This is a genomic window from Streptomyces sp. AC555_RSS877, assembly GCF_019049245.1.
In the GTDB taxonomy this organism is placed as follows: domain Bacteria; phylum Actinomycetota; class Actinomycetes; order Streptomycetales; family Streptomycetaceae; genus Streptomyces.
Map to the genome: position 1 here is coordinate 340,105 of NZ_JAGMUK010000001.1, position 26,134 is coordinate 366,238.

Sequence of the window (26,134 nt, forward strand, 5' to 3'; positions counted from 1 at the left end):
CAATTCCGGTTCCACGGCGGCAGGTTGGGGATCATCACTCGATCGGCGGCGTGTCCACGGTCGCGTCCGTCAGCGGAAGACGCCCGTGTGCCCCAGCGAGTAGCGGCCCGGCTGCGGGTAGACCGCGAGGCCGTGCGGTCCGCTGCCGACGGGGATGCGGGCGAGCTGGGCGCCGGTGCGGGTGTCGATGGCGTACACCTCGGCGTCGTAACGCCCCGACAGCCACAGGACCTTGCCGTCGGCTGAGACGCCGCCCATGTCGGGGCTGCCGCCGTCCGGCAGGCGCCACTTCTTGGTGAGCTTGTTCCGCGTGAGGTCGAAGACGGAGACGGTGCCCTCGCCGCGGTTGGAGACGTACATCTCGCGGGAGTCGCGGCTGACGTAGAGGCCGTGGGTGCCCTTCCCGGTGGGCAGGAGCTCCGGCTCGGTGAACTTGTCGCCGTCCAGGACCCACATGCCGTCGGCCATCATGTCGGCGACGTAGAACCGCTTGCCGTCCGGCGAGACCTTCACGTCCTGCGGCATCGCGCCGTCGAACGGGAGCTTCTGCTGTCCGACGACCTTCATCTTCTCCGTGTCGACCTTGAGGAGTTCGCCGCTGAACTCGCAGGAGACGATGAAGTACCTGCCGTCGAGGGAGAAGTCGGCATGGTTGACGCCGTAGCAGGTGACCGGCTCGGTCTTGATCCGCTTCATGGTGTGCGGGTCGCGGAAGACGAGTTCGCGGTCGAGGGAGGCCATGACGACGGCGTACCTGCCGTTGGGCGTGAAGTAGAGGTTGTAGGGGTCGTGGACCTCGACCGGCTTGCCCGCCTTCCCGGTCTTCGGATTGATCGGGGTGAGGGTGTGGCCGCGGTTGTTGTTGACCCAGAGGGTCTTCAGGTCCCAGGACGGCACCACGTGCTGGGGCTGCCGTCCGACGTGGATCGTCTCGATGATCTCGTACGTCTTCGGGTCGATCACCGAGACGGTGTCGGACTCGGTGTTGGGCACGTAGACCCGGGACGGGAAGTCCTTGACCACCGGGGAGAGCTTGCCGGGGCGGTCGGCCGCGTAGACGTCCCGCGGGTCGAGGACGGGCGGCATACCGGGCAGTCCCCGCACCTGCTTCTTCTTCGGCGGGGCCGGTACGGCGGCCTTGGTGACCCGGGGCTCGTCGGCGCGGCGCTCGGTGCCGGTGCCGCAGGCGGCCAGTGCGGCGACGGCGACGCCGACGACGAGGGTGCTCTTCGTGAGGGTGCGGTGCATCAGCTCAGCAGCTCCGTGGTGGTGACCGCGCGCAGTCCGCGGTGGCCGAGTTCTTCCAGTACGGCCGGGAGCGCGGCGATCGTGTCCGCGTACCCGAAGTGCAGGCTCACCACGGATCCGTTGCGGATCTCGCCGAGCACCCTGCGGGTGACGGCCTCGGCGCCGGGCGAGGTGGAGTCGAGGGAGTCGACGTCGTAGGAGAGGACGTGCGGGTAGCCCGCGTCGTGCGCCAGGCGCTCGACGAGGGGGGAGGCGCGGGCGGCGCGGGAGGGGCGGAACCAGGTCCCGATGGAGCCGGTGAGGCGTTTCAGGCGCTGGGCGCAGCCGGTGATCTCCGCACGGGCCCCGGCCTCGGACATCGCGTTGATGTCGAGGTGGTGGAGGGTGTGGTTGCCGAGGTCGTGGCCGCCGTCGAGGATGCGGCGGGCGAGGTCCGGGTGCTCGTCGAGCCAGGTGCCGACGGCGAGGACCGTCACCCGGGCGTCGTGTCGTTCGGCTTCGGTGAGCAGGGCCCGGGCGGTGGCGGGGTCGCCGCCGCCGTGGAAGGTGAGGGCGACGCGGGGGCGGGTGCGGGGGCCGTGGGTGAGCTGGGCGGGGTGCGCGCGGTGGTGGCGGGGTGCGGGCGCTCTGGCGGCGGAGCGCCGGGTGGCGGGGGCCGGGTGGGCGACGCCGTGGGCCGTGCAGCCGGCGGCGAGGGCACCCGCGGTGACGAAGGCGGCGCCTGCGCGGAGCGCCGAACGGCGGTCGTTGGTGGTCACGCGCACCATTTAAGGCGGGTTACGGCGGAAAGCAGGCGATTCGCCCGAACGGCGGCCGGTGCGGGTCGCACCGGGAATCAGGGGGCGGCTCCGCCCCCTGGACCCCCGCTCGGAGCCCCCGGTGGGTGCCCGCACCCGCGCAGGGCCCCGCGTTCAGCGGTCCGCCACCCTCATCTCGAACCACGTCGTCTTGCCCCTGGGCAAGAGGTCGACCCCCCACCGGTCGGACAGCTTGTCCACCAGGAACAGTCCCCGGCCGCTGATGTCCATCTCCTGGACCGGCATCAGGCACGGCAGGCCTCGGGACGGGTCGCGGACCTCGACGCGGATCCAGCCGCGGCGACGGCGCATCCGGAGACCGAAGACGCGGGCGCCGGTGTGGCGTACGGCGTTGCCGACGAGTTCGGAGACGAGTAAGACCGCGTCTTCCGTCATCTTGGGGGTGAGTCCCCACTGGCGGAGGACGACGACCTGGGCAAGTCGGCGGGCGGTGGCTGCGGACTCGGGGCGGGACGGCAGCGGAACCTCCGCGTCCGTGGGGTTGCCGAACAGTTCGAGTACCTTGAGTGCGTGTTCGTCCTCGACCGTCGGAGACCAGCGCGCCGCGGTCGCACGGCTCTCTCCCCGCGGCTGTTCGATACCCTCCAGCCCCGCCATGCCCCCATCATGGCCGCCAGGACCGCCCCCCGGGGCCGTTCCTGACGAATACGCCCCCCGGAATCGGTCATTCCGCGCGGGTCGTCCGGCATATGCCAATGGCACTTCAGCAGCTCGAACAGCCCGCCTGACCAGCGGCGAAGGCTCCTCGGTCGGCAATCGACAGACTCCCTCGACAAGGCAGGCTTAAGGTTGCGTTAAGGCTCCGATAAACCGCCCCATCGAGGGACCGCGGATCAGACACCGCGTCAATTGCAAGCGATTCAGAGGAACTTCGCCTTGCCGGGGCCTTCTTCGACGAAACTCTTCATTCCGCGCTCGCGGTCCTCGGTGGCGAACAGGCCCGCGAACCAGTTCCGTTCGACGGCCAGGCCGGTCTCGATGTCCGTCTCCAGCCCCGTGTCGATCGACTCCTTGGCGGCACGCAGGGCGATCGCCGGTCCCTGCGCCAGCTGCGCCGCCCACGCGTGCGCCTGCGTGTACACCTCGTCGGCGGGCACGACTCGGTCCACCAGACCCATGCTCAGCGCCTCGTCGGCCTTCACCATGCGGCCCGTGAAGATCAGGTCCTTGGCCTTGGAGGGGCCGACGAGCCGGGACAGGCGCTGGGTGCCGCCCGCGCCCGGGATCAGGCCCAGCAGGATCTCCGGCTGGCCCAGCTTGGCGTTGTCCGCGGCGATCCGGAAGTCCGCGCACAGCGCCAGCTCGCAGCCGCCGCCCAGGGCGTAGCCCGTGACGGCCGCGACCACCGGCTTGGGGATGCGGGCCACCGCCGTGAACGCGTCCTGCAGGTCACGGGCGCGCAGGACCATCGCCGTGTGGTCCATGGCCTGCATCTCCTTGATGTCCGCGCCGGCCGCGAACACCTTCTCCCCGCCGTAGATCACCACGGCCCGCACGTCGTCCCGGCGAGCCGCCTCTTCGGCGAGCTCCTTGAGCCGGTCCTGCGTGGCGATGTCCAGCGCGTTCATGGGCGGGCGGTCCAGGCGGATCGTGCCCACGCCCTCGGCTACTTCGAGATTCACGGTCATGCGGGTCAGGTTAACGGCGACTAACGGCAACGGTCCCGGTGCCGTACCTCACACCGGGGCCGTACCTCACACCGCGGCCGTACCTCACACCGCGGCCGTACCTCCGCGGAAGGCCGTCCTACGCCTTCCACTTCTCCCACGACATGTTCCAGCCGTTGAAGCCGTTGTCCGGCGCGACCGTCGCGTCGTTGGAGTTCTTCACGGTCACCACGTCACCGATCATCGAGTGGTTGAAGAACCACGCGGCCGGCACCCCGCTGTCGTAGCCGCCGCGCACGTCGCGCAGGCCGATGCAGCCGTGGCTGGCGTTGTAGTTGCCGAAGGCGCCGCCGCCCCAGTAGTTGCCGTGGATGAAGGTGCCGGAGGTGGTCAGGCGCATGGCGTGCGGTACGTCCTTGATGTCGTACTCGCCCTTGCCGTCGGCGTCGGTGTAGCCGACCGTCGCGCCGTTCATCCGGGTCACCGTGAGCCGCTCGCTGATGACCATCTGGCCGTTCCAGGTCTCCATGCCCGGCTTGCCGGTGGTGACGGGGATGGTCTTGACGACCTTGCCGTCCTGCATGACCTTCATCGTGAGCTTCTTGACGTCGACCACGGAGACCTGGTTGCGGCCGATGGTGAAGGAGACGGTCTTGTCCTGCTTGCCGTAGACGCCGTCGCGGCCCTCGACACCGTCGAGGTTGAGGGCGACGGTGACCTTGGTGCCTTCCTTCCAGTACTCCTCGGGGCGGAAGTCCAGGCGGTCGTTGCCGAACCAGTGGCCCTCGACCTCGACGGCCGGCTCGGTCTTGATGCTGATGGCCTTCTCGACATCCGCCGGGTTGGTGATGCCCCGGGTGAAGCGGATGGAGAACGGCATCCCGACGCCGACCTTCGAGCCGTCCTCGGGGGTGAAGTTGCCGCTGAACGTGTTCTCGGGCGTCAGGGTGGTGAAGCTGGAGTCCTCGGCGGCCTCGCGGCCCTCGGAGTCCTTCGCGACCGCGTGCACCGTGTACGTGGTGGCGGCGGCGAGGTGTGTGGTCGGTGTCCAGGTGGTGCCGTTGCCGGTGATCTTCCCGGCTATCCTGCCGCCCTTGGCGTCCTTGACCTCGACCTTGGTCAACTCGCCCTTGGCGGCGCCGACCTCGAGGGCGCCGCTGGTGTCGACGGACTTGGCGCCGTCCTTCGGGGCTATGGAGACGACGGCCTGCGACTGCTCGGTCTCCGCCCGGGAGGACTCCTTGCCGTTTCCGTCCTCGGAGCCGGAGCCCGGTTCGGAGCCGCCGCCTGAGCCGCACGCGGTGACGGCCAGCAGCAGGACGCCGAGTATCAGCGCCAGCATCCCCCTGCCGCCTCGCCCCCGCGCGTCAACCGACGCCCCCGATATCGGTCGCACGTTCAAGTCTTCTCCCCTCGCGGGGCCTGGTCCGGCCCCCGCTCCCCGTCGCGCCCCACCGCGCGCACCGGCGCATCGTAACCACAAGGTCAGGGGCGTCGGCGGCTCATGATTGTCACTGTTCCGTACCGACTTCAACGGAACGTTCAACGGCGAGTCGGGGGAACCCGCCTCCCTGCCGGGCTACTTCAGCGCGCTGCCCGCCTTCCACTCCTTCCAGTCCATGTTCCACCCGCCGAGCCCGTTGTCGGGAGCGACCTTCCTGTCATTGCTGTGGACGACCTCGACGACGTCCCCGACGAGGCTGCGGTCGAAGAACCAGCCCGCGGGCGTGTCCGAGCCGCCGCCCTTCACGTCCCTCAGTCCCACGCAGCCGTGGCTGACATTGACCCGTCCAGGAGCGTCCGGCGCCCAGTAGTTGCCGTGCAGGAAGGTGCCGGAGTCGGTCAGGCGCATGGCGTGCGGGACATCCGGAATGTCGTACTCGCCCTTGCCGTTCTTCTTCTTGAAGCCGACCGTCGCGCCGTTCATCCGGGTCACCTCGAACATCTCGGTGACGACCATCCTGCCGTTGTACGTCGTCGTCTTCGGGGCGCCGGCCGTGATCGGCACGGTGGCCAGCAGGTCGCCCTCCCGCCGGACCTCCATGGTGTGCTTGGCCGCATCGACCAGGGAGACCTGGCTGCGGCCGATGGTGAAGGAGAACGTCTTGTACTGGAGGCCGTACACACCGGGGGCTCCTTCGACGTCCCTGAGCCGCAGGGAGACGGTGACCCGGGTGCCCGGCTTCCAGTACCGCTCGGGGCGGAAGTCCAGGCGGCCGTCGCCGAACCAGTGCGGGCGGATCTCGACGGGCGGCTGTGCGGTGACGCGGACGGCCCGTTCGACGGCCGCGCGGTGCTTGATCTCCCGGTTGAACTCCAGGGAGACGATCATTCCCGTGCCGACGGTGGAGCGGTTCTCCGGCGTGACGTATCCGATGAAGCGCTCATCGGGGACGTCCGTCGTGAACGTGGTGTGCCGGGCCGACCGGCGGCCGTGGGCGTCCAGGGCGACCGCGTCGATCGTGTACTTGGCGGCCAGGGCGAGCTTGTGCTCGTCGGGTTCCCAGGTCAGGCGGTTGTCGGAGAAGTGCCCCGGCACTGTGATCTCCTGCGCGTCCTGCGAGGTGACGACCTTGACCGACTCCAGGCGCCCGTCGGGGACCCGCACCCGCAGCTTCTCCTCGGGCCGCACCCCCCGGGCGCCGTCGTCCGGCGAGATCCGGATGACGTCCTCGGGCGCCGGGGGCGCGCCCAGCCCACCGATGTCGATGCCGCCCTTGCCGTCGGTAGTACAGCCGGTGGCCCCGGCCAGCAGTCCTGCCCATGTCAGTACGGCGGCCAATGCGACCCCCACGCGCCGTGCGCGCCCAGTTACGTGCCTCACGCGGTACCCAACGACCGGGCCTGCTTCGGGGAAACGTGAGTGCGACCCAAGCTCTGGGCAGAACAGTGGGGAGAACGACGCGAGGGGGTGTGGCGGCCGGGGCGCCGCACACCCTTCCCAGGTCGTTCCACGAACCGTGGGAGGCTGACAGGTGTCCAGCGCAGCCGAGCAGGAGGCGGTGGCCGAGGACGGGCGCACCGCCACCGTCGTGAACGGCGCGCGCCGCACCGCGCCACCGCCGGCCGTACCCGTGCGGCCCGGGGCGCCGACGCCGTTGGGCGCCCGCTTCCGGGTCGGTCCGGACGGAGTGGCGGGCACCAACTTCGCGTTGTGGGCGGGCGGGGCCGAGGCCGTCGAGCTGTGTCTGTTCGACGAGGCCGGCAAGGAGACGCGGGCCCGGCTGACCGAGCTGACCCACGAGATCTGGCACGGCTTCGTGCCCGGCGTGATGCCCGGCCAGCGCTACGGCTACCGGGTCCAGGGCCGCTGGGACCCGTGGACCGGCGGTCGCTGGAACCCGGCGAAGCTGCTCCTCGACCCGTACGCCCGAGCGGTGGACGGCGACTTCAGCCTCCCCCCGGAGGTGTACGGGCACGTCCGCGACTGGCCCCAGCAGCACGTCGCGGACACCGTGCGCGACGACCGGGACTCGGCGCCGTACGTCCCGAAGGGTGTCGTGGTCCACGACGACGACGACTGGGCGGACGACCACCGGCCGAAGACGCCGTGGGCGGACTCGGTGATCTACGAGGTGCACGTCCGGGGCTTCACCCAGCTGCACCCGGGCATCCCGCGGGAGCTGCGGGGCACGTACGCCGGGCTCGCCCATCCGGCGGCGATCGAGCACCTGGTGAAGCTGGGCGTGACGGCCGTCGAACTGCTCCCCGTCCACCAGTTCGCGCACGAGGACCACCTGCTGCGCAAGGGCCTCAAGAACTACTGGGGCTACAACTCGATCGGCTACTTCGCGCCGCACGCGGGCTATGCCGCCTCCGGGACGACGGGACAGCAGGTCGGCGAGTTCAAGCGCATGGTGCACGCGCTGCACGAGGCCGGCATCGAGGTCATCCTCGACGTGGTCTACAACCACACGGCGGAGGCGGGCGAGCTCGGCCCGACCCTGTCCCTGAAGGGCATCGACAACCGGGGGTACTACCGGTTGCAGTCGGACGCCCGGCGCTACGCCGACTACACCGGCTGCGGCAACACCCTGCACGTGGTGCAGCCGCACGTCCTCAGGCTCATCACCGACTCGCTGCGCTACTGGGTGACCGAGATGGGCGTGGACGGCTTCCGCTTCGACCTGGCCGCCGCGCTGGCCCGCTCGATGCACGACGTCGACATGCTGTCGCCGTTCCTGGCCGTGATCGCGCAGGACCCCGTGCTGCGGCGGGTGAAGCTGATCGCCGAGCCGTGGGACGTCGGCTCCGGCGGCTACCAGGTCGGGGCCTTCCCACCCCTGTGGACCGAGTGGAACGACCGCTACCGCAACGCCGTACGGGACTTCTGGCGGGGCGCCCTGCCGGACGTGCGCGACCTGGGCTACCGCCTGTCGGGATCGAGCGACCTGTACGCCTGGGGCGGGCGCCGGCCCTACGCCTCGGTCAACTTCATCACCGCGCACGACGGTTTCACCCTGCGCGACCTCGTCTCCTACGAACGCAAGCACAACGAGGCGAACGGCGAGGGCAACCGGGACGGCACGGACGACAACCGGTCGTGGAACTGCGGGGCGGAGGGGGAGACGGACGACGAGCGCGTACGGTCCCTGCGGCGCCGCCAGTTGCGGAACCTGCTGACGACCCTGCTGCTGTCGACGGGCGTGCCGATGCTGGTCGCGGGCGACGAGCTGGGCCGCACCCAGCGCGGCAACAACAACGCCTACTGCCAGGACAACGAGATCAGCTGGGTGGACTGGAGCCTGCTGGAGGACCCCGACTGGAAGCCCCTGTTCGACCTGACCGCCCGCCTGATCGACCTGCGCCACCGCCACCCCGTGCTCCGCCGCCGCGCCTTCTTCTCCGGCAGGGCGCACTCCGCGGACGGCCTGCGGGACCTGGCCTGGTTCACCGCCCGGGGCACCGAGATGACCGAACGCGACTGGTACGCCCCGGCCGGCACCCTCGGCATGTACCTCTCCGGCCGGGACATCCCCGGCCGCGACGAGCGCGGCGACCCGATCCTCGACGACAGCTTCCTCGCCGTCCTGCACGCCGGGGACCGGCCCGCGAGCTTCGTGCTGCCGGGGCCGCCGTGGGCGGAACGGTACGAGGTGCTCGTCGACACGGGACGGGAGGAGCAGGGGGAGGCACCCGGGGTCATCCACCGGGCGGGGGCGACCATCACGGTGCCGGCGCGGGCCGTGCTGCTGCTGAAGGTGGGCTGAATGTGGGCTGAGAGCGGGCCGGACGAGGGTTCGCAGCGGCATCGGCCGATCGGCCGATGCCGCCGTACGACTCCTCGAACACGCAGGTCGTAGGACCAGCGGCCGATCCGGGTCCGGCCAAAACTCGGTGGGCGTTGTCAGTGCCGATCCGTAGGCTCGCTGCTGATGGCGACGACATCTGAAACCACAGAGGAACCCGGAAAACGCCGCGACCGGTCGGCCGTACGCACACTGCTGCGGCTGTGGCCGTACGTCCGGCCCGTGCGCGTGCGGCTGTTCACCGCCGCGTTCGTCGCGGTGCTCGCCTCGTGCGCGGGGCTGGTGATTCCGCTCGTACTGAAGTGGATGGTGGACGGGCCGGTCGCCGACCGGGACTCCGCTGGGGTGTGGCTCGGGGCGCTGTTCCTGCTGCTGCTCGGGCTCACGGAGGCGTTGCTGTTCGGGCTGCGGCGGTGGCTGGTGGCACGGCCGCTCGCGGGCGTCGAGGCGGGGATGCGGGCCGATCTGTACCGGCATCTCCAGCGGCTCCCGGTGGCCTTCCACGACCGGTGGGCGTCGGGGCAGCTGCTGTCCCGGGGGACCACGGACCTGATGCTGCTGCGCATGTTCCTCGCCTTTCCGCTGACGTTCCTGCTGGTCAACGGGGTGACGATCGTCATCGGCGTGGTGATCATGCTGATCCAGGAGTGGACGCTCGGGCTGGTGATCCTCGGTCCGGCGATCCCGGTGATCGTGACCTGCGTGGTCTTCGAGACGCGGTACACCGAGGTGGCGCGGCGGGCCCAGGACCAGGTCGGGGATCTGACGACGGTCGTCGAGGAGAGCGTGCTCGGCATCCGGATCATCAAGGGGTTCGGCCGGCACCGGAGCCAGGCACGGGCGTTCCGGGAGCTGTCACGGACCCTGAGGGGGACGGAACTGCGCAAGGCGGGGCTGCTGGCGACGATCTGGGGTGTCATCGTGACGCTGCCGGAGGTGGCGATCGGGGTGGCGCTGGTGCTGGGGGCCGTGCAGGTGGCCGACGGTTCCCTTTCCGCCGGGACCCTGGTCGCCTTCCTGTCCACGGCACTCGCGCTGCGCTGGCCGGTGGACTCCATCGGCTTCCTGCTGGCGATGAGCCAGGAGGCGGCGACCGCGACCGAGCGGTACTTCGAGGTGATGGACGCGGAGCCGGAGTCGCGGGCCACGGGTGCCACGACCCGGACAGGCGCCACGACACGGACCGAGGACAGCGGGCTCCGGTTCCACAACGTGTCGTTCCGCTACCCCGACGCCCCCGCCGGCTCCCCACCCGTCCTCGACCGGATAGACCTCCACATCCGCCCCGGCGAGTCCATGGCCCTCGTCGGAGCCACCGGCAGCGGCAAGACCACCCTCACCGCGCTCGTGCCCCGCCTCCACGAGGTGACCTCCGGGCGGATCACGCTGGACGGCGAGGACATCACGGCGATGTCCCGTGAGGAGCTGCGCTCGAAGGTGGCGGTGGCCTTCGAGGAGCCGACCCTCTTCTCCGCCGGGGTCGGTGACAACGTCCTCATGGGGGCGCACGGCACCGCGGGACAGGCCGAGCTGGAGCGGGCGCTGACCGTCGCGCAGGCCGACTTCGTGTACGCGTTGCCGCAGGGCACGGACACCCAGGTCGGCGAGCAGGGGCTCAGTCTCTCGGGCGGGCAGCGGCAGCGGCTCGCGCTGGCCAGAGCCGTGGTCGGCCGGCCCAGGTTCCTCGTGCTCGACGACCCGTTGTCCGCGCTGGACGTGCACACCGAGGCCGCCGTCGAGGCCGCGCTGCGGGACGTCCTCGCCGAGACCACGGGTCTGATCGTGGCGCACCGTCCGTCGACCGTCCTGCTCGCCGACCGCGTCGCCCTGCTCTCCGGCGGCCGGATCGTCGCCGTCGGCACCCACCAGGAACTGCTGCGCACGAACGCCGAGTACGTCCATCTGATGGCCGGGACAGAGGAGGCAGCCCAATGACAGTGACGGCGGCGGCGACCACGACCACCAAGCCCGGCCAGGAGCGCCCGGCCGGGGAACCCGCCCGGCAGGACGACGACTTCGACCGCGACGTCCTGCCCACTCCCCCGGGCGCCACCGCCGCCCTGCTGCGTTCCCTGCTCGCCCCGATGAAGGCCCGCGTCGCCGTCACCACGCTCCTGCTGCTGCTCCAGCAGGCGGCCACGCAGGCCGGCCCGCTGCTGGTGGCGTACGCCATCGACAGCGCCGTACCCGCGTTCCGCGACCACGACAACGGCCCCCTCGTCGCGGTGGGCGTCGGCTATCTGCTGTGCGCGCTCGCCTCCGGCGCCCTGCAGTCCACGTTCGTGATCGCCGCGGCCCGCGTCAACCAGGACGTGCTGCTCGACCTGCGCGGCCGTATCTTCCGCCACGCGCAGGCCTTGAGCGTCGACTTCCACGAGCGCTACACCTCGGGCCGGCTCATCTCCCGCTCCACCACGGACGTGGAGTCGCTGCGCGAGCTGCTGAACGAGGGCCTGCAGGAGCTGGTCGGGGTCGTCCTGTCCTTCGCCTACATCTCGGCGCTGCTGCTCTGGCTCGACCTGGGGCTCGGCGCGGTGGCGGTGGCGTCCCTCGGGCCGCTGTATCTGCTCATCCGGCTCTACCAGCGGCGCGCGAAGCGGGTGTACCGGGCCCGGTCGACGGCCATCGCGGCCGTGATCGTGAAGTTCGTCGAGACGATGAACGGCATCCGGCCGGTGCGCGCGTTCCGGCGCGAGGCGGTCAACGACGCCGACTTCCAGGTGCTGAACACCCGGCACGAGCGGACCAACGGCGACGCGCTCCTCGAGATGGCCCGCTATGTGATCGGCTCCCGGCTGGTCGCCAACACGGCGGTCGCGGTGATCGTGCTGTGGGGCGCGCACCGGGTGGCCGACGGTTCGCTGGAGCTGGGCGTGCTGGCGGCCGCGGTGCTGTATCTGCGGCGGCTGTACGACCCCATCGACCGGCTCGGCATGTTCCTGAACTCCTACCAGTCGGCGGCGGCCTCCCTGGAGAAGATCGCCGGACTGCTCGCCCAGACGCCGTCCGTGCCGGAGCCCGCGACGCCGCGGCAGCTGCCGCCCCTCGCGTCCGAACACCCCGGCCGCGAGGTCGTCTTCGACGGGGTCCGCTTCGCGTACCGCACCGGCGGCGAGGTGCTGCCCCGCTTCGACCTGACGCTGCCCGCCGGACAGACGGTCGCGGTCGTCGGCTCGACCGGCGCGGGCAAGTCGACCCTGGCCAAGCTGCTCGCCCGGTTCTACGACCCCTCCGACGGCCGGGTCCTCCTGGACGGCGTCGACCTGCGCGACCTGGCCGGGCCCGAGCTGCGGCGCGGAGTCGTCATGGTGACGCAGGAGGCGTTCCTGTTCTCCGGCACGGTCGCCGAGAACATCGCGATCGGCCGCCCGGACGCCACCCGCGAGGAGATCGAGGAGGCCGCGAAGGCGATCGGCGCCCACGACTTCGTCACCGCGCTGCCCGACGGCTACGACACGGACGTACGCAAGCGGGGCGGCCGCATCTCCGCCGGGCAGCGCCAACTGGTCGCGTTCGCCCGGGCGTTGCTCGCCGACCCGGCCGTACTGATCCTCGACGAGGCGACCAGCTCGCTCGACATCCCGGGCGAGCGGGCGGTGCAGCGCGCGATGGCGACGGTGCTGAAGGGGCGTACGGCCGTGGTCATCGCGCACCGGCTGTCGACCGTGGAGATCGCGGACCGGGTGCTGGTCATGGAGCACGGGCGGATCGTCGAGGACGGCAGCCCGGACCAACTCGTCGCCGATACCGGCCGGTTCGCGGATCTTCACCGGGCTTGGCGGGACAGCCTGGCGTGAGCGGGGCAGCCTGACGTGAGCGGGGCAGCCTGACGTGAGGCGGTGTGGTCCGGCGCGAGAAGCGGAGAGAGATGATCGACGCGTACGAGGATCCCGGCACACCCGACTGTCGTGGCGGCGGCCGGTATCTGTGGTGGCTGGTGAGGTGCCAGCCGGGCCGGGCCGCCGCCGGTGCGCTGCTGGGCAGCACCTGGATGGTCCTGCTGGCGGCGACGCCGTATCTGATGGCCCGGGCGATCGACGACGGTCTGGAACCCGGCCACATGGGTGCGCTGGCCGGCTGGAGCGTCGCCCTGTTCGCGGTGGGGTCGTTCAACGCCTGGCTGAGCATCATGCGGCACCGCACAATGACCCGGGTGCGGATGGACGCCAACTTCCGCACGGTCAAGGTCGTCGTCGGGCAGGCGGTCCGGCTGGGCGCCGCACTGCCCCGGCGGGCGGGTGCCGGGGAGGTCGTCACGATCGGTGTGGGCGACGTGCAGACGATCGCCCAGTCTCTGACCGTCGTCGGGCCCGGGGTGGGCGCGGTCGTCGCCTATCTGGTGGTCGCCGGTCTGCTGCTGTCGGTGTCGACGCTCATCGCCGTGGTGGTGCTGCTCGGCATCCCGGTGATCGTCCTTCTCGTCGGGCCGCTGCTCACCCGCCTCCAGGGCACCGAGACGGAGTACCGCGAGCGGCAGGGTGTGCTCACCGCCCGGATCGCCGACCTCGCGGGCGGACTGCGGGTCCTCAACGGCCTGGGCGGCAAAGGGCTGTTCGCCGACGCCTTCCACCGGGACTCGCAGCGGCTGCGGTCCCAGGGCTACCGGGTCGGGGCGGTGACCAGCTGGGTGCAGGCGCTGGGCGTGGGGCTGCCGACGCTGTTCATGGCCGTCGTGACCTGGCTGGCGGCCCGGCTCGCCGCCCAAAATGCCATCACCGTCGGCGAGTTGGTGTCGGTGTACGGCTATGTGGCGGTCCTGGTGGGGCCGGTGGCGTTCTGGGTGGAGTGCGGCTACCAGATCAGCCGCGGTCTGGTGGCGGCCCGGCGGGTCGTACGGTTCCTGCGCCTGGAGCCGATGGCGGACACCGGCACCCGCGACGCGCCCGCGGAGCCCTCCGTGCTGTACGACCCGGTGTCGGGCGTGCGGGTGCTGCCGGGGCGGCTGACCGCGCTGGCCGGCGCCCGCCCCGCCGACACCGCGGCCGTGCTCGACCGTCTCGGCCGGTACGTTCCGTCGGCGGCGACCTGGGGCGGGGTACCCCTCGACGAGATCGCGCTGGCGCAGGTCAGACAGCGGATCCTGGTCGCCGACCACGAGGCCGACCTGTTCGCGGGCACTTTGCGCGAGCTGGTCGGCGGCGGGGACGAGCAGCGCATCGGGCGGGCCGTGCACACGGCCGTCGCCGACGACATCGTGCAGGGTCTGCCGGACGGGCTCGACTCGGCGATCGACGCGCAGGGCCGCAACCTGTCCGGCGGCCAGCGCCAGCGCATGCGGCTGGTCCGAGCGCTGCTCGCCGACCCCGAGGTGCTGCTGGCCGTCGAACCGACCTCGGCGCTGGACGCCCACACCGAGGCGCGGGTGGCCGAGCGGCTGGGGGCCGCGCGCGAGGGCCGTACGACGGTGGTCACCACCACGTCCCCACTGGTGCTGGACCACGCGGACACCGTGCTCCACCTGGTCGACGGCAAGATCTCGGCCACCGGCAGCCACCGCGAGCTGCTGGACCGGGAGCCGGGATACCGGGCGCTGGTGGCACGGGACGCGGCCATCACCGACAGCACGGACACCGCGGATGTCACAGACGCCACAGACACCACAGACGCCGAGGAGGCCGTACGGTGACCGGCTCGACTTCTGCCGGGACGCTGCCCGTCGCCGGACCCGCCGACGTGCGGCGGGCCTCCGTGCGGCTGGTGAAGGCCGACCGGCGGGCCTTCGCGGCCGCAATCGCGCTGAACGCGCTGGCAGCCGTCGCCGGGCTCGCCGGGCCATGGCTGCTGGGGCGGATCATCGACGACGTGCGGGGCGGGGGCGGGGTGTCGGCCGTGGACCGGCTGGCGCCGGCCCTGCTGGTGTGCGCGGTGGCGGAGTTGCTGCTGGCCCGGTGGGCGCGGTACGTCGGGCACCGGTTCGGGGAGCGGACGCTGGCGCGGGTGCGCGAGGAGTTCGTGGAGCGGACACTGGCGCTGCCCGCGTCGGTGGTGGAGCGGGCCGGCACCGGCGATCTGACCGCGCGCGGCACGGCCGACGTGGCCACCGTCGGCACCACGCTGCGCGACGCCGGCCCCGAACTGCTCATCAACGGCGTGCAGTTCCTGTTCGCGCTGGTCGCGGTGTTCGTCATCGACCCGCTGCTCGGCGCGGTCGGCGTGCTGGGCCTGACGCCGATCTGGTTCGCCCTGCGCTGGTATCTGCGCCGGGCGCGGGACGGCTACCTGGCGGAGGGGGCGGCCAACTCGGAGGTCGCCGAGGTCGTCGCGGCGACCGCGTCGGGCGCGCGCACCGTCGAGGCGCTTCGCCTGGAGGAGCGGCGGATCAGGGCGAGCCGAAAGGCCCTGGAGACGTCCCGGCGCACCCGTTTCCACACCCTCCACCTGCGCACGGTGTTCTTCCCGGCGGTGGAGGTGTCGTACCTGATCCCGGTGGCCGGGGTGCTGGTGATCGGCGGGATGCTGCACGCGGACGGCGCGATGAGCCTGGGCGCGGTGGTGACGGCGGCGCTGTACCTGCGGCAGATGAGCGATCCCCTGGACCAGATCCTGATCCGGGTGGAGCAACTGCAGAGCAGCGGCGCCTCGTTCGCCCGCGTGGAGGGGCTGGCCCGGGCCCCGCGCGCCGACGCGGCCGACGCCCCCGTCCCGGCGGACGACCTGATCGAGGTGACCGGCGTCCGGTACGCCTACGACCGGGGCGGCGAGGTTCTGCGGGGCGTGGACCTGACCGTGCGCCCCGGGGAACGGCTCGCGGTCGTCGGGCCCTCGGGCGCAGGCAAGACCACTTTGAGCCGACTGCTGGCGGGCGTGGACGCGCCCGGCACCGGCACGGTGACGGTCGGCGGGGTGCCGGTCGTCGGCCTCGGCCCCGAACAGCTGCGCCGCCAGGTCGTCCTGGTCACCCAGGAGCACCACGTCTTCCTCGGCACGGTCCGCGACAACCTCCTGATCGCCGAACCCGCCGCGACGGACGACGACCTGTGGGCCGCGCTGGCGGCGGTCGGCGCGGACACCTGGGTACGGGAGCTGCCCGACGGCCTCGACACCACGCTGGGCGAAGGCGGTTGCCGTACGGACGGCTCCCAGGCCCAGCAACTCGCCCTTGCCCGGGTCGTCCTGGCCGACCCGCACACCCTGATCCTCGACGAGGCCACCGCCCTGCTCGACCCGACCACCGCCCGTCACACCGAGCGCGCCCTGGCCGCCGTACTCGAGGGCCGCACGGTCATCGCCATCGCCCACCGCCTGCACACCGCCCACGACGCGGACCGCGTGGCGGTCATGGAGGGCGGCCTGCTGACCGAACTCGGCACGCACGAGGAACTGGTGGCGGCGGAGGGGGCGTACGCGGCGCTGTGGGGGTCGTGGCACGGGGACCGGCCGGCTTCCCCGGAGACCTCCGCCTGACCCGTCCAGTCCGTATACCGAACATGAATTTCCGGGCAACGGACGATTTCTGGCCAACTTCCTGACGCGCTCCTGACAGAAACCGCCATCTCCTGCGACTCTTCCCACGGCCGCTTCACAGCAACCCCACAGCACGAACGTGTGGCGCGGCCGCACGTGGTTCTGCCGCACCGCCCTGTTCTGCCCGGACGGCCCACCCGCCGACCGGTCTCCCCTGGCCGTGCGACCCGCGGCCACGCAGAAGGAGTCAGTGTTGAGAGACAGTTCCTCCCACAGACGCACCTCCCACACCCCCACCACCACCCAGCGCAGGGTCGCCGCCGTGGCCCTCGTCGGCGTGTCCGCCCTGATCGCCGCGGCCGTCCAGTCGGGCGCCGCCACCGCAGCCCCGGAGAAGGCACCGTCGGCCGCGGGAAAGGTCATACCGGGCGCGGAGTCGGTCAAGCTCACCCCCGCCCAGCGCGCCGCGCTGCTCCGCACGGCCGAGGCCGCCAAGGCCAGGACCGCCGAGGAACTGGGCCTGGGTGCCAAGGAGAAGCTGGTCGTCCGTGACGTCCTCAAGGACGGCAACGGCACGGTCCACACCCGCTACGAGCGCACCTACGACGGCCTGCCCGTCCTGGGCGGCGACCTGGTCGTGGAGAGCACGAAGGCCGACGCGACCGACGCCGTCGTCAAGGCCACCCGCACCGCCATCAAGCCGGCGACGACCACGGCCAAGCTGCCCGCGGCCAAGGCCAGGACGCAGGCCCTCGCCGCGGCCGAGGCCGAGGACGCCAAGAGCCCCGACGTCAACCGCGCCCCGCGCAAGGTGATCTGGGCGGCGGACGGCAAGCCGGCCCTGGCGTACGAGACGGTCGTCGGCGGCTTCCAGCACGACGGCACCCCGCAGGAGCTGCACGTCGTCACCGACGCGACCACCGGCGAGAAGCTGTACGAGTGGGAGGCCATCGAGACCGGCACCGGCAACACGGTGTACAGCGGCACGGTCACCCTCGGCACCACGCAGTCCGGGTCGACCTTCAACCTCACCGACGGCGCGCGCGGCAACCACAAGACGTACAACCTCAACCGCGGCACCTCCGGCACCGGCACGCTGTTCTCCGGCCCGGACGACATCTGGGGCAACGGCACCCCCTCGAACCTGGAGTCGGCCGCCGCCGACGCCCACTACGGGGCCGCGCTGACCTGGGACTACTACAAGAACGTGCACGGCCGCAGCGGCATCCGCGGCGACGGTGTGGGCGCCTACTCCCGGGTCCACTACGGCAACAACTACGTCAACGCGTTCTGGTCCGACAGCTGCTTCTGCATGACGTACGGCGACGGCTCGGGCAACGCCAACCCGCTCACCTCGATCGACGTGGCCGCGCACGAGATGACCCACGGGCTCACCTCTAACACGGCGGGGCTCAACTACAGCGGCGAGTCCGGCGGTCTGAACGAGGCGACCTCCGACATCTTCGGCTCGACCGTCGAGTTCTACGCCAACAACGCCTCCGACGTCGGTGACTACCTCATCGGCGAGGAGATCGACATCAACGGCGACGGCACGCCGCTGCGCTACATGGACCGGCCGAGCCAGGACGGCTCGTCCAAGGACAGCTGGTACTCCGGCATCGGCTCGATCGACGTGCACTACTCCTCGGGCCCGGCGAACCACTTCTTCTACCTGCTGAGCGAGGGCAGCGGCACCAAGACCATCAACGGGGTCACCTACAACTCGCCCACCGCGGACGGCCTTCCGGTCACCGGCATCGGCCGGGACAAGGCGGAGAAGATCTGGTTCCGCGCGCTGACCACCAAGTTCACCTCGACCACCAACTACGCGGCGGCCCGTACCGGCACCCTCGCGGCGACGGGCGAGCTGTACGGCACCACGAGCGCCGAGTACAAGGCCGTGCAGGACGCCTGGGCGGGTGTCGCGGTCGGTGCCCGCTCCGACGGTGGCGGCGGAGGCGGTGGCGGCACCTCCTTCGAGAACGCGGCCGACGTAGCTATTCCGGACAGTGGGGCGGCGGTCAACTCGTCGGTCACCGTGTCCGGGCGGACGGGCAACGCGCCGTCGAACCTCGCGGTGGCGGTCGACATCGTCCACACCTACATCGGTGACCTCCGGGTGCAGCTGATCGCCCCCGACGGCACGGCGTACACGCTGAAGGCGTACGGCACCGGTGGCAGCGCGGACAACCTCAACACCACCTACACGGTGAACGCCTCCTCCGAAGTCGCCAACGGGACCTGGCAGTTGAGGGTTCAGGACAACGCGGCCCAGGACACCGGGTACATCAACTCCTGGAAGCTCACCTTCCCGTAGACCCCGCCCCTCCGAGGGCCCAAACCCTCTGAGGACCCAAGGACAGGGCGCCGCCCCGGTGTTTCGACTCCCCGGGGCGGCGCCCTCATTCACATGTCCGAAACATTTACCGGACAGTCGACTTTCGGCCAACATCACTTGGAGACATGACATGTACGCGGCACCGATGTCACTCTTCCCTCACCCGCCGCACAACTTCCCAGCAGCCCCCCACCGAAGGAGTTTGTGTGTCCTCCGTCTACGCGCGTCACAAGCGCACCACGCTGGCCATCGCCACCACCGTCGCCGCCGGCGCCCTGCTGGCCACCGGGCTCACCACCGTCAGCGCGTCCGCCCAGACCCCGGTGGACGCCGCCGGTGCCGCGAAGCCCCTCGCCGCCCCCACCACGCTCACCCCGGCCGCCCGCACCGCGCTCATCCGCCAGCAGCAGGACACCGTGGCCGGCACCGCCGAGGAGATAGGCCTCGGCGCCAAGGAGAAGCTGGTCGTCAGAGACGTCGTCAAGGACGCCGACGGCACCGTCCACACCCGCTACGAGCGCACCTATGACGGCCTGCCCGTCCTCGGCGGCGACCTGGTCGTCCACGCGTCGAAGGCCGGCGCCACCCAGGGCGTCACCAAGGCGACGAAGGCCACCATCAAGGTCGCCTCGCTCAAGCCCGCGATCGCCGCGGCCAAGGCGGAGAAGCAGGCCCTGACCGCCGCCGAGTCGGCCGGCTCGGAGAAGACGGAGGCCGACGCGGCGCCCCGCAAGGTGATCTGGGCGGGCAACGGCAGCAAGCCGACCCTCGCCTACGAGACGGTCGTCGGCGGCCTCCAGGAGGACGGCACCCCGAACCAGCTGCACGTCATCACCGACGCGGCCACCGGCAAGAAGCTCTTCGAGTACCAGGGCATCGAGACCGGCAGCGGCAAGAGCCTCTACTCCGGCACCGTCACCCTCGGCACCTACCTGTCGGGCTCGACGTACCAGCTGTACGACACCTCGCGCGGCGGCCACAAGACGTACAACAAGGCGCACGGCACCAGCTCGTCGGCGGGCACCCTGTTCACCGACGCCGACGACATCTGGGGCACCGGCATCGCCTCCAGCGCGACCACCGACCAGACCGCGGCCGTCGACGCCGCCTACGGCGCGCAGACGACCTGGGACTTCTACAAGAGCACCTTCGGCCGCAGCGGCATCAAGAACGACGGCAAGGCCGCCTACTCCCGCGTCCACTACGGCAACGCGTACGTCAACGCGTTCTGGGACGACAGCTGCTTCTGCATGACGTACGGCGACGGCGAGGGCAACACCCACCCGCTGACGTCACTGGACGTGGCCGGCCACGAGATGACGCACGGCGTCACGTCGAACACCGCGGGCCTGAACTACAGCGGGGAGTCCGGCGGCCTGAACGAGGCCACGTCCGACATCTTCGGCACGGCGGTCGAGTTCTACGCGGCGAACTCCAACGACGTCGGTGACTACCTCATCGGCGAGAAGATCGACATCAACGGCGACGGCACCCCGCTGCGCTACATGGACCGGCCCAGCAAGGACGGCGGTTCGGTCGACTCCTGGTCGTCGACGCTGAAGAACCTGGACGTGCACTACTCGTCCGGCCCGGCGAACCACTTCTTCTACCTGCTCAGCGAGGGCAGCGGCAGCAAGACCATCAACGGCGTCAGCTACAACTCGCCGACCTCCAACGGCTCCACCGTCACCGGCATCGGACGCGCCAAGGCCGTCCAGATCTGGTACAAGGCGCTGACCGAGTACTTCACGTCGACCACCACGTACGCGGGCGCCCGCACCGGCACCCTGAGCGCGGCGTCGGCCCTGTACGGCTCCACGAGCACCGAGTACAAGGCGGTCGCGGCGGCCTGGTCGGCGGTCAACGTCGGCTGACGTTTCACCGGTCGAGACGGGCGGCCCCCGGGACGAAGGCATCCCCGGGGGCCGCCCTACTCTTGGGTCCCATGCCCTTGACGGACTTCACGTACGACCACGTCGGCGCCACCCGGCAGGACGGCTTCTGCCCGCCCGGCTTCCACCCCCTGCACGTGCGCGCACGCATCGGCGAGGGGCGGGAGGTCTTCAGCAGAGCCTCCGAGGCGGTCCTGACCTGGGAGATGCACCGCGAGCTCGGCGTCGGCATCGACGCAGGCGCGGACCGCGCCGCCCCCGAGGTCGACGTCACCGTCACGCTCGCCGGGCTGATAAAAGCCCCCTGCCGCGTGGTGTGGACGGTCGAGGAACCCCGCCGCGCCGGCTGGGCGTACGGCACGCTGACCGGCCATCCCGAGAGCGGCGAGGAGTCCTTCGTCGTCGACCGCACCGGCGACGGCACGGTCTGGCTGACGATCTCCGCGTTCAGCCGGGGCGCCAAGTGGTACGCCCGCGCCGGCGGCCCGGCGACACGCGGGCTGCAGCACGCGTACGCGAAGCGGTGCGGCGCGGTGCTGCGACGGCTGTGCGCCCCGGTCGAGAAGATCTGAGCGGGCTCAGCGCAGCAGCACCCCCGCGGCCTCCACCACCTCCTCCGACGGCAAGGCCACGAGCCCCGGCTCCGCGCCGGACGCCAGCAGCCGGTGGGCGGGCAGGACCCGGACCGTGTAGCCGTAGGGGCCCGTCCGGTCCAGGGACAGCGGGCCCTCGTACACCCACCGGCCCTCCGGATCCGGGCCGCCCACCGGTTTCAGCGGGACGGTCGTGGCGTCGGTGATGCGGTCCTCCTCGTCGACCCGGCCGGAGACCGCCTGCACCTCGACGTCCTCGGGCGCGAGCCCGCCGAGGCCGACGCGGACCCTCAGACCCAGGGTCGTGCCGAGTTCGGCGGTGGCGGTGGCCGCGGTCGTCTCGACGTGGTCGACGGTCACCCCGTGCCAGGCGGAACGCAGCTTGGACTTCCACTCCGCCAGTTCGCGGGCGGCGTCGGGGACCATCGTGCGGTGGGCGTGCGCGGCCGGGGCGTAGAGCCGCTCGACGTACTCCCGGACCATCCGCCCGGCCAGCACCTTCGGGCCGAGCAGGGTGAGGGTCTGGCGGACCATCTCGATCCAGCGGTCGGGCAGCCCGCCCTGGCCGCGCTCGTAGAAGCGCGGGGTGACCCGCTGTTCGAGCAGGTCGTAGAGCGCGTCGGCCTCTATGGCGTCACGCCGGTCGGCATCGGTGCCGACACCGTCGGCGGTGGGGACCGCCCAGCCGAAGTCCGGCTGGAACCACTCGTCCCACCAGCCGTCCAGCACGGAGAGGTTGAGACAGCCGTTCAGCGCGGCCTTCATTCCGGACGTGCCGCACGCCTCCAGCGGCCGGAGCGGGTTGTTCAGCCAGATGTCGCAGCCCGGGTAGAGCTTCTGCGCCATCGCCATCCCGTAGTCGGGCAGGAACACGATCCGGTGCCGAACCCGCGGATCGTCCGAGAACCGCACCAGCTCCTGCACCAGCCGCTTGCCCCCGTCGTCCGCCGGGTGCGCCTTGCCCGCGACCACGATCTGGATCGGCCGCTCCGGGTGCAGCAGCAGGTCCATCAGCCGGTCGCGGTCGCGCAGCATCAGCGTCAGGCGCTTGTACGAGGGGACGCGCCGCGCGAACCCGATGGTGAGGACGTCCGGGTCGAGCACCCCGTCGACCCAGCCCAGCTCGGCCGTACCGGCACCGCGCTGCCGCCAGGACGCGCGCAGCCGCTCCCGCACCTCCGTCACCAGCTGCTCGCGCAGGTTGCGGCGCAGCTCCCAGATGTCCTGGTCGGCGATGTCCGCGACCGCGTCCCAGCGGTCCGAGCCGCCGACGGTCATGGCGTCCTCGGTGCGCTGGGCGCCGACCTGCCGGGCACCGAGCCGGAAGACCTCAGGGGCGACCCAGGTCGGGGCGTGCACACCGTTGGTCACGGAGGTGATCGGCACCTCCTCGGCGTCGAATCCCGGCCACAGTCCCGAGAACATCTCCCGGCTGACCTTGCCGTGCAGCAGGGAGACGCCGTTGGCGCGCTGGGCCAGGCGCAGGCCCATCACGGCCATGTTGAAGAGGTTGGGTTCGCCGCCGGGGTAGGTCTCCATGCCCAGTTGCAGGACGCGCCCGACGTCGATGCACGGAAGTTCCGCGTCGGGGCCGAAGTGGCGGGCGACCAGCTCACGGTCGAAGCGGTCGATGCCGGCCGGGACGGGGGTGTGCGTGGTGAAGACGGTCCCGGCCCGGACCGCTTCGAGAGCGGAGTCGAAGTCCAGACCTTCCGCGCACAGTTCGGCGATCCGCTCCAGGCCGAGGAAGCCGGCGTGGCCCTCGTTGGTGTGGAATACCTCGGGCTCGGCGTGGCCGGTGAGCCGGCAGTACGTCCGTACGGCCCGCACTCCTCCTATGCCGAGCAGCATCTCCTGCAACAGCCGGTGCTCGCTGCCGCCGCCGTAGAGCCGGTCGGTCACCCCGCGTTCGCCGAGGTCGTTCTCCTCGACGTCCGAGTCCAGCATCAGCAGCGGGACCCGCCCGACCTGGGCCAGCCAGATCCGGGCGTGCAGTTGTTTGCCGCCGGGCAGGGCCAGGGAGACCTGGGCGGGGGTGCCGTCGGGCTCCCTGAGCTGGGCGACGGGCAGCTCATTGGGGTCGAGGACCGGATAGTGCTCCTGCTGCCAGCCGTCCCGGGACAGGGACTGCCGGAAGTAGCCGTGCCGGTAGAGCAGCCCGACACCGATCAGCGGTACGCCGAGATCGCTGGCCGCCTTCAGGTGGTCGCCGGCGAGGATGCCGAGGCCGCCGGAGTACTGGGGCAGGGCGGCCGTGACGCCGAACTCGGGCGAGAAGTAGGCGACGGCGGCCGGCAGGTCGGCCGTCTGGGCCTGGTACCAGCGGGCACCGGTGACGTAGTCCTGCAGATCGTCGGCGACCGCGGTGAGCCGGCGCAGGAAACGGCGGTCCTCGGCGAGTTCGGCGAGCCGCCCGGGCCGCACGCTGCCGAGCAGCCGTACCGGGTCGCCGCCCGAGACGGACCAGCGCTCGGGATCGACGGACTGGAAGAGATCGCGGGTCTCCGCATGCCACGACCAGCGCAGATTGCGCGCGAGGTCACTCAGTGGCCGGAGGGGGTCGGGGAGCACGGGTCGGACGGTGAATCGACGGATCGCCTTCACATTCCACCTCAAGCGAGCGCGAGGAAGAGGACGCACGGCGGTGTGCGTCCCATCGTCAGGTTCGAAGGTATCGGGCACGAGGCTTCCGTAACCACGGCGCCTTCCTGCGGGAACGGTTCCTGCCACCCTATGACTCCTGAACCCGATTTGGCCGATTCCGCCCCCGTAGGCGTCCTTGTCGTCCTTCACACCGCACGAGAGGCTGCCAAGTGGCGTACGGCCCGGGGAGCCGCGCACGCGGTGCGTCCCGGCTGTCGTACGCCGTGTTGAGGAGGGGGTACCAAGCCATGGCACGGACGCGAGCACGGCGTCTGCGCCGGGTGGGGGGTCTGACCGCGGTGACCTGTGCCGCGGCGCTTTCGGCCATCACCCTGCCCGCGCACGCCGTACCGGAGGGGCGGATACTCGGCGCCGGGCAACCCGGTTCCGTCGGCGGAAGTTACCTGGTGACACTCGAGGGGGGAACGAAGGCCCCGTCGGCGGCCGGAAAGGACCTGGCCGAGAAATACGGGGCGCACATCAGCCATACCTACGGAACGGTGCTGAACGGCTACGCGGTGAAGGCGAACGCGAGACAGGCCGAGCTGCTCGCGGCCGACCCTCGTGTCGCCTCGGTCGCGCAGGACACCCGGGTGACCCTGGACCACGTCCAGAAGAACCCGCCGTCCTGGGGCCTGGACCGCATCGACCAGCCGAACCTGCCGCTCGACAGGGGCTACACCTCGCCGGACTCCGCGGGGGCGGGCGTCACGGTCTACGTGATCGACACCGGCATCCGGATCGGCCACCGGGACTTCGGCGGCCGGGCGAGCCACGGCTGGGACTTCGTCGGCCGCGACAAGAGCGCGGGCGACGGCAACGGCCACGGCACCCATGTCGCCGGCACCGTCGCCGGTGCCAAGCACGGCGTCGCCAAGAAGGCCCGGGTGGTGGCCGTACGCGTCCTCGACAACGCGGGCGCGGGCACGACGGCGCAGGTCATCGCAGGCATCGACTGGGTCACCAGGAACGCGGTGAAGCCCGCGGTCGCCAACCTCAGCCTGGGCGGCCCCTACAACGCCCAACTGGAAGCCGCCGTGCGGAACTCCATCGCGTCCGGCGTGACGTACACGGTCGCCGCGGGCAACGACGGCAGGCCGGCGTCGCTGTACTCCCCCGCGGGCGTACGGCAGGCGATCACGGTCGGCGCGACCGACCGGAAGGACGCCAGGGCGAGCTTCTCCAACCACGGCTCGGCCCTGGACGTGTTCGCGCCAGGCGTGTCGATCACCTCGGCGGCCATCGCGAGCAACACCGCGACCGCGACCGCCTCCGGTACGTCGATGGCGTCGCCGCACGCGGCGGGCGCGGCCGCGCTCTATCTCTCGGACCACCGGAAAGCCACTCCGGCCCAGGTCGGCAAGGCACTGGTCGCCCGGGCGGCAACCGGAAAGATCTCCGGACGGGGCCTCGGATCGCCGGACAAACTGCTGCAGGTACCGCGCTGACCGGGACTGATTCCGGCACCGGCCCCGTTCGGCCTGAACGGGGCCGGTCTTTGTGTGGAGATATACGCGTGAGTAGTTAACAAAGTGCCGGATTGCCTACCCGAATAGGGTGGGAAGGCTCCTCCGGTACACCCCTCAGGAAGACCACAGGGACACCACGCAGGACCCACCTCCCCACATTCATCCGCCCACCCACGTTGACGCGGACAGGAGCGGTCATGCCCGCCACGCACCACTCGTCAGCACCCCCGACACCGAGCACCGGGGCAGTACCCGTACGCCCGGTCGACGACGGTCCGCCGACCCCGGAGCCACCCTCCACGGGCGACACCGCCGCCGGTATCGGACGCATACCCGTCCTCGACGTCCGCCCGGTCGTCCGGCACGGACGCAGGCCGGCCAAGGCCGTCACCGGCGAGACCTTCGAGATCTCGGCCACCGTCTTCCGCGAGGGGCACGATGCCGTCGCCGCCAATGTCGTACTGAGGGATCCGGAGGGCCGCCCGGGCCCCTGGACGCCGATGCGCGAACTGACACCCGGCACCGACCGCTGGGGCGCCGAGGTCGCCCCCGGCGCCCCGGGCCGCTGGACGTACACCGTGGAGGCGTGGGGCGACCCCGTCACCACCTGGCGGCATCACGCCCACATCAAGATCCCCGCGGGGATGGACACGGAACTCGTCCTGGAGGAGGGCGCCCGGCTGTACGAACGGGCAGCCGCAGGCGTCCCGAAGAAGGGCAAACGGCAGGTTCTCCTCACCGCCGTGGAGACACTGCGCGACGACACCCGCCCCGCCGCGACGCGCCTGGCGGCGGCGTTGACGCCGGAGGTGGACGCGGTCCTGTCGCGGTATCCGCTGCGGGAGTTCGTGACGGCGTCGGAGACGCTGCCGC

At 71.3% G+C, this 26,134-nt stretch carries 17 protein-coding genes; 10 read left to right on the plus strand and 7 right to left on the minus strand.

Features of this window, described 5'->3' with window-relative positions; genetic code table 11:
• Window positions 1-69: 69 nt before the first annotated feature.
• The 6 genes from KUM49_RS01540 to KUM49_RS01565 form a co-directional block, all read right to left on the minus strand.
• On the minus strand, window positions 70-1,248 hold the full coding sequence (locus KUM49_RS01540) for a PQQ-binding-like beta-propeller repeat protein (RefSeq protein ID WP_217234788.1): 1,179 nt from the start codon (window positions 1,246-1,248) through the stop codon (window positions 70-72).
• Complete coding sequence (locus KUM49_RS01545) at window positions 1,248-2,015, minus strand: polysaccharide deacetylase family protein (protein ID WP_217234789.1); 768 nt, start codon at window positions 2,013-2,015, stop codon at window positions 1,248-1,250. The genes KUM49_RS01540 and KUM49_RS01545 overlap by 1 nt, the downstream gene beginning before the upstream one ends.
• A gap of 144 nt (window positions 2,016-2,159) precedes the next feature.
• Window positions 2,160-2,663: an ATP-binding protein gene (locus tag KUM49_RS01550; RefSeq protein ID WP_217234790.1), complete on the minus strand. Its 504-nt coding sequence runs from the start codon at window positions 2,661-2,663 to the stop codon at window positions 2,160-2,162.
• Window positions 2,664-2,926: 263 nt separating this feature from the next.
• Window positions 2,927-3,694: an enoyl-CoA hydratase/isomerase family protein gene (locus KUM49_RS01555; protein WP_217234791.1), complete on the minus strand. Its 768-nt coding sequence runs from the start codon at window positions 3,692-3,694 to the stop codon at window positions 2,927-2,929.
• Between the two features lie 118 nt (window positions 3,695-3,812).
• Entirely contained in the window at window positions 3,813-5,075 is a 1,263-nt protein-coding gene (locus KUM49_RS01560; protein WP_374200119.1) for an Ig-like domain-containing protein, read from the minus strand.
• 177 nt (window positions 5,076-5,252) lie between these two features.
• Window positions 5,253-6,497, minus strand: coding sequence for an Ig-like domain-containing protein (locus KUM49_RS01565; RefSeq protein WP_217234793.1), 1,245 nt, complete (start codon window positions 6,495-6,497; stop codon window positions 5,253-5,255).
• 151 nt (window positions 6,498-6,648) lie between these two features.
• Here KUM49_RS01565 and glgX point away from each other — a divergent pair, with 151 nt between their 5' ends.
• The 8 genes from glgX (at window position 6,649) to KUM49_RS01605 (ending at window position 21,128) form a co-directional block, all read left to right on the plus strand.
• Complete coding sequence (glgX, locus tag KUM49_RS01570) at window positions 6,649-8,883, plus strand: glycogen debranching protein GlgX (protein ID WP_217234794.1); 2,235 nt, start codon at window positions 6,649-6,651, stop codon at window positions 8,881-8,883.
• A 165-nt stretch (window positions 8,884-9,048) separates the two neighbouring features.
• Window positions 9,049-10,857, plus strand: coding sequence for an ABC transporter ATP-binding protein (locus KUM49_RS01575; RefSeq protein WP_217234795.1), 1,809 nt, complete (start codon window positions 9,049-9,051; stop codon window positions 10,855-10,857).
• Window positions 10,854-12,719: an ABC transporter ATP-binding protein gene (locus tag KUM49_RS01580; protein WP_217234796.1), complete on the plus strand. Its 1,866-nt coding sequence runs from the start codon at window positions 10,854-10,856 to the stop codon at window positions 12,717-12,719. The genes KUM49_RS01575 and KUM49_RS01580 overlap by 4 nt, the downstream gene beginning before the upstream one ends.
• 71 nt (window positions 12,720-12,790) lie before the next feature.
• Complete coding sequence (locus KUM49_RS01585; RefSeq protein ID WP_217234797.1) at window positions 12,791-14,548, plus strand: ABC transporter ATP-binding protein; 1,758 nt, start codon at window positions 12,791-12,793, stop codon at window positions 14,546-14,548.
• Window positions 14,545-16,326 (plus strand): ABC transporter ATP-binding protein, encoded by a 1,782-nt coding sequence (locus tag KUM49_RS01590; RefSeq protein ID WP_217234798.1) that lies wholly within the window; start codon window positions 14,545-14,547, stop codon window positions 16,324-16,326. The genes KUM49_RS01585 and KUM49_RS01590 overlap by 4 nt, the downstream gene beginning before the upstream one ends.
• 253 nt (window positions 16,327-16,579) lie before the next feature.
• Entirely contained in the window at window positions 16,580-18,643 is a 2,064-nt protein-coding gene (locus tag KUM49_RS01595) for a M4 family metallopeptidase (protein WP_217234799.1), read from the plus strand.
• 227 nt (window positions 18,644-18,870) lie between these two features.
• On the plus strand, window positions 18,871-20,538 hold the full coding sequence (locus tag KUM49_RS01600) for a M4 family metallopeptidase (protein ID WP_217234800.1): 1,668 nt from the start codon (window positions 18,871-18,873) through the stop codon (window positions 20,536-20,538).
• Between the two features lie 71 nt (window positions 20,539-20,609).
• Window positions 20,610-21,128, plus strand: coding sequence for a DUF1990 family protein (locus tag KUM49_RS01605; protein WP_217234801.1), 519 nt, complete (start codon window positions 20,610-20,612; stop codon window positions 21,126-21,128).
• A gap of 6 nt (window positions 21,129-21,134) precedes the next feature.
• On the opposite strand, the gene KUM49_RS01610 is transcribed toward KUM49_RS01605, so the two are convergent.
• On the minus strand, window positions 21,135-23,753 hold the full coding sequence (locus tag KUM49_RS01610) for a glycosyltransferase family 1 protein (protein ID WP_217234802.1): 2,619 nt from the start codon (window positions 23,751-23,753) through the stop codon (window positions 21,135-21,137).
• Between the two features lie 287 nt (window positions 23,754-24,040).
• On the opposite strand from KUM49_RS01610, the gene KUM49_RS01615 reads away from it, so the two are divergent.
• Together KUM49_RS01615 and KUM49_RS01620 are read left to right on the plus strand one after the other, a co-directional pair.
• Window positions 24,041-25,240: a S8 family peptidase gene (locus tag KUM49_RS01615; protein ID WP_217234803.1), complete on the plus strand. Its 1,200-nt coding sequence runs from the start codon at window positions 24,041-24,043 to the stop codon at window positions 25,238-25,240.
• A gap of 218 nt (window positions 25,241-25,458) precedes the next feature.
• Window positions 25,459-26,134: maltotransferase domain-containing protein (locus KUM49_RS01620; RefSeq protein ID WP_217234804.1), on the plus strand; the 676-nt coding region annotated here is incomplete at its 3' end.

Excerpts from the sequence above, each read along its gene's own strand:
- KUM49_RS01540 (WP_217234788.1), bottom strand. The coding sequence starts at position 1,248 with ATGCACCGCACCCTCACGAAGAGCACCCTCGTCGTCGGCGTCGCCGTC.
- KUM49_RS01545 (WP_217234789.1), bottom strand. The coding sequence starts at position 2,015 with ATGGTGCGCGTGACCACCAACGACCGCCGTTCGGCGCTCCGCGCAGGC.
- KUM49_RS01550 (WP_217234790.1), bottom strand. The coding sequence starts at position 2,663 with ATGGCGGGGCTGGAGGGTATCGAACAGCCGCGGGGAGAGAGCCGTGCG.
- KUM49_RS01555 (WP_217234791.1), bottom strand. The coding sequence starts at position 3,694 with ATGACCGTGAATCTCGAAGTAGCCGAGGGCGTGGGCACGATCCGCCTG.
- KUM49_RS01575 (WP_217234795.1), top strand. The coding sequence starts at position 9,049 with ATGGCGACGACATCTGAAACCACAGAGGAACCCGGAAAACGCCGCGAC.
- KUM49_RS01580 (WP_217234796.1), top strand. The coding sequence starts at position 10,854 with ATGACAGTGACGGCGGCGGCGACCACGACCACCAAGCCCGGCCAGGAG.
- KUM49_RS01585 (WP_217234797.1), top strand. The coding sequence starts at position 12,791 with ATGATCGACGCGTACGAGGATCCCGGCACACCCGACTGTCGTGGCGGC.
- KUM49_RS01605 (WP_217234801.1), top strand. The coding sequence starts at position 20,610 with ATGCCCTTGACGGACTTCACGTACGACCACGTCGGCGCCACCCGGCAG.
- KUM49_RS01615 (WP_217234803.1), top strand. The coding sequence starts at position 24,041 with ATGGCACGGACGCGAGCACGGCGTCTGCGCCGGGTGGGGGGTCTGACC.